The sequence below is a fragment of the Kitasatospora sp. NPDC059088 genome, from assembly GCF_042738155.1.
GTDB lineage: Bacteria > Actinomycetota > Actinomycetes > Streptomycetales > Streptomycetaceae > Kitasatospora.
The window spans coordinates 20268-27111 of record NZ_JBHYGR010000056.1; the positions used below are offsets into that span (position 1 = coordinate 20268).

3 protein-coding genes are annotated in these 6844 nt (G+C 75.4%); 1 reads left to right on the forward strand and 2 read right to left on the reverse strand.

Translation table 11 applies throughout. The features are described 5' to 3' along the window. Positions 1 to 19: 19 nt before the first annotated feature. Together ACFWXO_RS24360 and ACFWXO_RS24365 are read right to left on the reverse strand one after the other, a co-directional pair. On the reverse strand, positions 20 to 3400 hold the full coding sequence (locus ACFWXO_RS24360; RefSeq protein WP_380525896.1) for an ATP-dependent helicase: 3381 nt from the start codon (positions 3398 to 3400) through the stop codon (positions 20 to 22). Between the two features lie 85 nt (positions 3401 to 3485). Beyond that, the gene (locus ACFWXO_RS24365) at positions 3486 to 3863 is read right to left on the reverse strand and encodes an MGMT family protein (protein ID WP_375884839.1); all 378 of its coding nucleotides are present in this window, start codon (positions 3861 to 3863) and stop codon (positions 3486 to 3488) included. Between the two features lie 134 nt (positions 3864 to 3997). On the opposite strand from ACFWXO_RS24365, the gene ACFWXO_RS24370 reads away from it, so the two are divergent. Next, complete coding sequence (locus ACFWXO_RS24370; protein WP_380525898.1) at positions 3998 to 6733, forward strand: flippase-like domain-containing protein; 2736 nt, start codon at positions 3998 to 4000, stop codon at positions 6731 to 6733. Positions 6734 to 6844: the final 111 nt, after the last annotated feature.

Sequence of the window (6844 nt, forward strand, 5' to 3'; positions counted from 1 at the left end):
ACCCCGGCTACTCGACCGGCTACTCGACCAGCTGGGCGCCGTCGCGCTGGGCGGAGCAGCTGCGGCGGAAGGAGCAGCGGTCGCAGCCGCCGCCGGTCTGCGGGACGAAGCGTTCGGCGAGGACCTTGCCGGCGGCCTCGGCGAGCAGGTTCTCGATCCACGGCTCGCCCTCGGGCGGCTCCTGCCGCTGCACCTTGGGGGCGTCCGGGTCGGCCTTGGCGGCGGCCTCGCGCAGGTGGACGAGTTCCGCGCCGCCGGTGGCCGGGGGGTGCTCGGTGAAGCCGGGCAGCTCGTTGAGGGCGCCGGCCCGGACGGCCAGCTGGTAGACGGCGAGCTGCTTGTGCTCGGGCAGCGACTTGTCGGTGGGGATCTGCTTGCCGGTCTTGAAGTCGACCACGTAGGCGCGTCCGGCGTGGTCCTTCTCGACCCGGTCCATCGAGCCGCGGATGCGCACCGAGACGCCGCCGACGTCGAGGGTGACGTCGAAGCCGTGCTCGGTGGCGACCAGGTCGCGGCCGCGCTCCAGGACGTGCCAGTTGAGGAAGCGCTCCAGGGCGGTGCGGGCCTCGCCCTTCTCCTGCTGGGACTTCCAGGGGGCGTCGAAGGCGAGGGCGTCCCAGACGGTGTCCAGGCGGGCCATCAGGACGGAGAGGTCGGCGGGGGTGCGGCCGGAGCCGACCTCGTCGGCGAGGGCGTGCACCACGTTGCCGAAGCCCTGGGCGGCGGTGCCGGGGGCGCGGGCCTTGACCTCCTTGTCGAGGAACCACTGCAGCGAGCAGTTCTCCAGCTGTTCCAGGCCGCTGCCGGACAGCCGGACGGGCGCGTCGGCGCTGCGCAGCGGCTCGGGGGCGGTGGTGGCGTCGTCCAGGCCCCACCAGCGGTCGGGGTGGGCGGCGGGCACCAGCGGCAGCCCGTCCTCGTCGGTGGCGGCGGCCAGGGTGGCGAGGCGTTCGGCGGCGGCGCGGCGCAGTTCGGGCGAGCGGGCGGGGTCGACGGTGACGGCGCGCAGTTCGGCGACCAGGGCGGCCACCGAGAGCGGGCGGCGCGGGCGGTGGGTGACGTCCTCGACGGTGACCGGCGGGGTGCGGCGCACCACCTTGCCGGTGCGGGGGTCGACGTCCTCGCGGTAGAGCTCGCGCAGGAAGCGGGAGGGTTCGTCGCCGTCGTCGGCGGGCGCCTTGACGGCGGTGACGATCAGCCGTTCCTTGGCGCGGGTGGCGGCGACGTAGAAGAGCCGGCGCTCCTCGCCGAGCAGGGCGGCCGGGGAGAGCGGTTCGGCGAGGCCGTCGCGGCCGATCCGGTCGGCCTCCAGGAGGGAGCCGCGGCGGCGCAGGTCGGGCCAGAGGCCGTCCTGGACGCCGGCGACCACGACCAGGCGCCACTCCAGGCCCTTGGAGCGGTGGGCGGTCATCAGCCGCACCGCCTCGGGGCGGACGGTGCGGACGGTGAGGGTGTCGGCGGCGATGTCCTGGGCTTCGAGTTCGGCGAGCAGGTCGAGGGCGCTGCGGTGGCCGGTGACCTGCTCCTCGGCGCGGGCGGCGGTCTCGAACAGGGCGCACAGCGCGTCCAGGTCGCGGTCGGCGTTGCGGCCGGCGGCGCCGCCGCGCAGGGCGGCGCGCTCCAGGCGTTCGCGCCAGCGGCGGCTGCCGTCCCACAGCTCCCACAGGGCGTCCTCGGCGGTGCAGCCGCCGGCCAGCAGTTCGCGGACCTTGCGCAGCAGGGTGCCGAGGTCGCGGGCGCGGCGGGCGGTGGCCGGGTCGAGGGCGATCAGCCGCTCGGGTTCGGCGAGGGCCTCGCGGATCAGTTCGCCGGCCGGGCGCGGGGCGGCGGGGACGCCGTCGGGACGGCCGTCGGAGCCGCCGTCGGGACCGGCGTCGGCGCGCGCGGCGGCGCGCAGGGCGGCGCGTTCCTCCTCGCGCAGGGCGCGGCCGAGGCGGCGCAGGTCGGAGCCGTCGAGGCCGCCGAGCGGGCCGGTGAGCAGGGTGTGGGCCAGCTCCTCGGTGAGCGGGTCGGGGGTGTGCGGGCCGGGGGTGTCGAGGAGGGCCCGCTTGTCGCGGGCGGCCTGCTCGGCGCAGACCCGCAGGGCGAGCAGCAGCTGGGCGACGGCGGGTTCCTCGCGCAGCGGCAGGTCGTCGCCGTCGATCTCCAGCGGGACGCCGGCCGCGCCGAGGGCCCGCCGTACGCCGGGGATGGAGCGGGCGCCGGCCCGGACCAGGACGGCCATCTCGCCCCAGGGCACGCCGTCCTCCAGGTGGGCGCGGCGCAGCAGGTCGGCGATCGAGTCGAGTTCGGCGCCGGGGGTGGGGTAGGTGTACACCTCGACCCGGCCGCCCTCGCGGGAGGGCAGCAGGGCGCGGTGCTGGGCGAGTTTGTCGGCGGGCAGCCGGCCCATCGGCATCCGGCGGGCGAGTTCGCGGGAGGCGGCGAGCAGCAGGGAGCCGGAGCGGCGGGAGACCCGCAGCACCTTGACCTCGGCGGGGGTGCCGTCGGGACGGCGGAAGGCCTGGGGGAAGTCGAGGATGCCGTTGATGTCGGCGCCGCGGAAGGCGTAGATCGACTGGTCGGGGTCGCCGACGGCGATCAGGTCGCGGCCGCCGCCGGCGAGCCGGCGCAGCAGCCGGACCTGGGAGGGGTCGGTGTCCTGGTACTCGTCGACGAGGACGACCTCGTAGCGGCGGCGCAGTTCCTCGCCGATCTCGGGGCGTTCGGCGAGCAGGACGGCGCGGTGGACGAGTTCGGCGTAGTCGAGGACGCCGCGCAGGTCGAGCACGTCGAGGTAGTCGGCGAGGAAGTGCGCGGCGGCGGCCCAGTCGGGGCGCTGGACGCCCTGGGCGAAGCGTTCGAGTTCGGCCTCGCCGAGGCCGAGTTCGCGGCTGCGGGCGAGCACGGCGCGGACTTCGTCGGCGAAGCCGCGGGTGGTCAGGCAGGCGCGCAGGTCGAGCGGCCAGGCGATCCGGCCGCGGCCGTCGCTGGCGTCCTCGGCGCCGCCGGCCAGCAGTTCGCGGACCATGACGTCCTGTTCGGGGCCGGAGAGCAGCCGCAGTGGTTCGGCGTAGTCCTCCGGGTCCTGGTGGGCGCGCAGCAGGGCGTAGCAGAAGGAGTGGAAGGTGGTGGCCTGCGGGGTGGCGGCGGTGGAGCCGAGCCGGCCGGACATCCGGTCGCGCAGTTCGACGGCGGCCTTGCGGCTGAAGGTGAGGACGAGGATCTTCTCGGGGTCGGTGCCGTCCTGGATCCGCCGGGCGACCGCCTCGACCAGGGTGGTGGTCTTGCCCGTGCCCGGTCCGGCGAGGACGAGCAGCGGGCCGCCGGCGTGCTCGACCACGGCGCGCTGGTAGGCGTCCAGCACGGGCGGGTCGGGCTGGACGAGCGGGTTGCGCACGAGCCGGTAGGGCGAACTCACGAACGGGTCCTGGGGGTTGTACGGAGAGTCATGGCCGGGGCGGGCCGCGCGGGCCCGCCCGCATCGAGCCTACGATCCTGCCCCGTCAATCCCGTCCGCGCTCGGGATTCGGTGAAGTCTCCCCGCCGTCCCAGCGGGCCTGCCCGAGGTCGACCCGGGGCGGGTCGGCGAGTGGGCGCAGCGGGGTGCCCTCCTCGCCGTAGTGGGCGAGGGCGCGGTGCTCGTGGCCGGGCAGCAGGCGGCCGTCCGCGCGGATCACCCGCCACCAGGGCACCGAGCCGCCGTACAGGGCCATCACCCGGCCGACCTGCCGGGGGCCGCCCTGGCCGAGGTACTCGGCGACGTCGCCGTAGGTCATCACCCGGCCGGGTGGAATCCGCTCGGTCAGGTCGAGCACCAGTTCGGCGAACGGTGGTAGGGCGTCCGGGACGCCGTCGTCTGTTACGTCCGTCACCTGCGGCATTCTTCCTCATGGGGACGCGCGCGCGGCCCCGTACGAACGACCCGCCGCGCCCGATCCGGCCCCTGTCCAGCACGGGGGGCCGGGGCATGCCACCATCTTCGGGGCGGTGAGTGGTGATACGAGGACAAGACCAGATGACCGGGACGGCTGACGTGGGCGTGGACAAGGACTCCGACGAGTCCGGATCCGTCGTGCCCCCGGCGCCCGGTGACGAGTCCGAAGGGCGGCCCGGGAGCGGGCCGACCCCGGAAGTCTCCCTGATCAAGGACCTGACGATCAAGACCCCCACGCCCGAGAAGGCCCCCGGGGCCCCGGCGGAGCCGCCCGCACCCGCGCCCGCCGCGCCCGTCCCCGCCCCGGCCGCGCGGACCGAGTACCACGACCCGCTGGACGACGCCCCGCACCTGGACGTCGACGAGCCGCTGCTCGCCGCCCGCGCGCACCGCCCGTCCGACCTGATCCGCTTCCTGGCCGGGGTCTTCGGGATAGTCGCCGTCTTCGTCCTGGCCGGCATCGCCACCTCGACGACCACCGGCATCGAGCAGGACATCGCCACCAACGCGCCGCACTTCTCCGCGGTGCTGTCCACCATCACCGGCCTGGTCTCCAGCGTCGCGGTGCTCGCCGTGCCGCTGGCCTTCGCGGTCGAGCGGCTGATCAAACGCGACGGCCTGCGGGTCGCCGACGGCGTGCTCGCCTCGGTGCTCGCGTACGGCGTCTCGCTGGGCATCGACTGGTGGGTCGCCGAGGGCGCCTCCGAGCACATCCGCACGGCGCTGACCCGGCTGCCGCTGGACAGCAACGGCAGCCTCACCGACCCGGTGCACGGCTACCTCGCCCCGGTGATCGCCTACATGACCGCCGTCGGCATGTCGAGCCGACCGCGCTGGCGGGTGGCGCTGTGGGTGGTGGTGGTCTTCAGCGGGGTCACCGAGCTGCTCGGCGGCTACACCACCCCGCTGTCGCTGATGCTCACCGTGCTGATCGGCTGGTCCGTCGCCTACGGCACGCTGTACGCGATCGGCTCCCCCAACATCCGGCCCACCGGCCAGCACCTGATGATCGGCCTGCGCAAGGTCGGCTTCACCCCGGACGGCGCCCACCGCGCCCCGGACGCCCCCGGCGGCACCCGCCGCTACTACGTCACCCAGCAGGACGGCCCGCCGCTGGACGTCCACATCATCGACCGCGAGCAGCAGGCCTCCGGCTTCTTCTACCGGGCCTGGCGCCGGCTGCGGCTGCGCTCGGTGGCGGTGCGCCGCAGCCCCCAGTCGCTGCGCCAGGCGCTGGAGCAGGAGGCCCTGATCGCGTACGCGGCGGCCGCCTCGGGCGCCCGCGCTCCGCAGCTGGTGGCCACCTCCGAGCTGGGCCCGGACGCCGCGATCCTGGTGTACGAGAACGTCGAGGGCCGCACCCTGGACGAGCTCGCCGACGCGGAGGTCACCGACCGGGTGATGGCCTCGCTGTGGCAGTCGGTGGCGGCCCTGCACGAGCGCCGGATCGCCCACCGCCGGCTGACCGGCGAGTCGCTGCTGGTCGTCGACGACGAGACGGCCTGCCTGGTCAACCTGTCCGGCGGCGACATCGCCGCCACCGACCTGACCCTGCGCATCGACGTCGCCCAGCTGCTCACCACCTTCGCGCTGCGGATCGGCCCCGAGCGGGCCGTCGCCACCGCCAACGCGGTGCTCGGCGCGGACCGGGTCGCCCAGGCCCTGCCGCTGCTCCAGCCGGTCGGGATGAGCCGCTCCACCCGGGTCGACCTCGCCAAGCTCACCAAGGAGCGCAAGACCGCCGCCCGGGCCAGGGCCCTGGAGCAGGTCGCGGCCGGCGAGCGCACCCAGGAACAGGCCGAGGAGGACATCGCGGCGGCCGGCGAGGACCTGCTCAGCCGCATCCGCGGCCAGATCCTGCAGATCGCCCCCGAGGCGCCGATGGAGCCCGCCAAGCTGGAGCGGCTCAAGCCGAAGAGCCTGATCATGGTGATCGCGCTCACCTTCGCCGCCTACCTGGCGCTGACCACCATCAAGCCGGCCCAGCTCAAGCTCTCCCAGATGAACTGGGCGTGGGCGGCGGCGGCCCTGCTGGCGGCCGCGTTCAGCTACGTCGCCGCCGCGATGAGCCTGACCGGCTTCGTCCCCGAGCGGCTGCCGTTCCGGCGCACCGTCGCGGCCCAGCTGGCCGGCTCCTTCGTGAAGCTGGTCGCCCCCGCCGCGATCGGCGGCATCGCGCTCAACACCCGCTACCTGCAGAAGGCCGGGATCCGCCCGGGCCAGGCGGTCGCCTCGGTCGGCGCCTCCCAGCTGGCGGGCCTGGCCGGGCACCTGCTGCTGCTGTTCAGCTTCGGCCTGATCACCGGCAGCCAGACCAACGGCGACCTCTCCGCCTCCCGGGCGGTGATCATCGGGGTGCTGACCGCCGCCGTGCTCGCCCTGGTGGTGGCCGCGGTGGCGCCGCTGCGCCGCTTCGTGCTGGGCCGGCTGCGCTCGCTGTTCTTCGGCGTGGTGCCGCGGATGCTCGACCTGATGCAGACGCCCAGCAAGCTGATCACCGGCTTCGGCGGCATCCTGCTGCTGACCCTGTCCTTCACCGCCTGCCTGGACTTCTCGGTGCAGGCCTTCGGCGGCGACGTCAGCTTCTCGGCCGTCGCGGTGGTCTTCCTGACCGCCAACGCGGCCGGCTCGGCGATCCCCACCCCGGGCGGCATCGGCCCGGTCGAGGTGGCCCTGATCGGCGCCCTGACCGTCGCGGACGTCTCCCCCGCGGTCGCCACCCCGGCGGTGTTCCTCTTCCGGGCGCTCACCTTCTGGCTGCCGGTGCTGCCGGGCTGGATCGCCTACAACGTGCTGCAGCGCCGGCACGCGCTCTGAGCGGGGCGCCCGCGGAGGCCCGGGGCGGGGGGGCGGCGCGCCGCGCGGCGGGGGGCGGCGCGGCGGGGGCGCCGCGGGGGGGGGGCGGGGAGGGGCGGGCGCGCCGGCGGG